Raw genomic sequence first — 2,079 nt, 5'->3', positions numbered from 1 at the left:
GCCAAGTCAAAACGTTGTTTATACATAGGTGACGCGACATAACGCACTTTTTGCCCGTCAATTTCACAGCTACCAAGTAGCCCCCTAGAAATGACGTTAGCCTTGCTAAATGGGTCAAAGTTATGCATGGCATATACTTCGTCATGATGGGTCCGAAAGATGGCAACTTGTTCGCCGCCCACTAGCGCACAAACGCCAGTTTCAGGGATGATATCGTCTAGTTTACAGATTTCATTCATGATTTGATTCCGTATTTTTTACCCGATGAGATGCCCATGGGACATCCCAGTTTGGTGAATGTTATTAACGTTAGGCAGGTGATGCAGTCTGGTCTGAGAATTCGGTTGCGTCTTGGCCAATCACTGACTTCTCATCGGCAGTTGCAGGACGAATTTGGTGACGCTCTTCGACAAATACCACGTTGTCATCGACTTTGTCACTGTTGATAAAGTGCTTAAAGCGTTTAAGGCGCTCTGGGTCAGAAAGGGTGGTTTTCCATTCGCATTGATACGCGTCAATATCCGCTTGCATTTGTGCTTCGAGTTCTTCGGCAATACCCAAGCTATCATTGATGACTACCTGTTGAATGTACTCAAGTCCGCCTTCCATTTTCTCACGCCAGACTGACGTGCGTTGTAAGCGGTCGCCTGTTTTTATGTAGAACATTAAGAAACGATCGATATATTTAATCAGCGTGGCTGTGTCCAAGTCACTGGCAAATAGTTCAGCATGTCTAGGACGCATACCGCCATTGCCACAGACATATAGATTCCAGCCATTTTCAGTGGCAATAATACCAACATCTTTGCCTTGGGCTTCGGCGCACTCTCTGGTACAGCCTGATACACCGAATTTTATTTTATGCGGGGCACGTAAGCCTTTATAACGGTTTTCCAGTTCGATCGCCAAGCCAACGCTATCATCCACGCCATAGCGACACCATGTGCTACCGACGCAAGATTTGACGGTACGCAAAGACTTGCCATAGGCATGCCCTGTTTCAAAACCTGCGTTGATTAAGCGTTCCCAAATATCGGGCAATTGGTCACTACGAGCACCAAATAAATCCACACGTTGCCCACCAGTGATTTTGGTGTAAAGTCCAAAATCCCGAGCCACTTCGCCCAGTACGATGAGTTTTTCGGCGGTAATTTCACCGCCCGCAATACGCGGCACGACTGAGTAAGTACCATCTTTTTGGATATTCCCCAAGAAAGCGTCATTGGTGTCTTGTAGCGCAACCAAGGGTTTATCAAGAATATAGTCATTCCAGCAAGACGCCAAAATCGAGCCAACCGTTGGTTTACAGATTTCACAGCCATCACCGTGTCCGTGTCTTTCAATCATCTCTTCAAAGGTGTGGATATTGCCGACACGCACTAAGTGATACAACTCTTGGCGAGAGTAAGCAAAATGCTCACAGATGTGGTTTTTAACTTCGATACCGCGCTTTTTAAGTTCTGACACTAAGGTATCTTTGACAATTTGGGCGCAGCCGCCACAGCCTGTACTGGCCTTGGTGCAGCTCTTGATGTCTTCATAAGTCATGGCCCCATTGTCCACTGCTGCGCAGATTTGACCTTTATTAACGTTATAGCATGAGCATAGGGTAGCGGTATCGGGCAGATTATCCACACCCATCACAGGTTTTTCCACGTTTGGCAAAATCAAGCTTTCTGGGTGTAATGGTAAATCAATACCATTTAAAAATAACTGGAGCAAGTTGCTGTAATCTTCCGTATCACCCACAAGTACCGCACCCAGCAAGCGTTTGCCATCGTCCGAGGTGACTAATTTTTTATACACGCCTGTTTTTGGGTTTTGGTAGACAAAGCTTAAACTGTCTTTGATTTTACCATGAGCATCGCCGATACTGCCGACATCCACGCCCATGAGTTTAAGTTTGGTACTCATGTCCGCCCCGTCAAATAGGCTGTCATGCTCGCCTGCCAGTTGCGAGGCGCACACGCTTGCCATGGTGTAGCCTGGGGCGACCAGCCCATAAATTTTATTGTCCCATAACGCACATTCACCAATGGCATAAATATTTGGCTCGCTCGTTTGACATGTGTCATCAAT

2 protein-coding genes are annotated in these 2,079 nt (G+C 46.5%); both read right to left on the bottom strand.

Going from position 1 to position 2,079, the window contains the following annotated elements; all coding sequences use genetic code 11:
• On the bottom strand, positions 1-239 hold a 239-nt coding region (gene nirD / locus RTN07_RS10940; protein ID WP_312177965.1), incomplete at its 3' end, for a nitrite reductase small subunit NirD.
• 70 nt (positions 240-309) lie between these two features.
• Positions 310-2,079: nitrite reductase large subunit NirB (gene nirB / locus RTN07_RS10935; RefSeq protein ID WP_312177963.1), on the bottom strand; the 1,770-nt coding region annotated here is incomplete at its 5' end.

Origin of the sequence: Moraxella sp. CTOTU46934 (genome assembly GCF_031979465.1) — a bacterium.
Classification (GTDB): domain Bacteria; phylum Pseudomonadota; class Gammaproteobacteria; order Pseudomonadales; family Moraxellaceae; genus Faucicola; species Faucicola tetraodonis.
The sequence above is the reverse complement of the archived record's forward strand: the minus strand, read 5'-3'. Positions and strand labels throughout refer to the sequence as shown.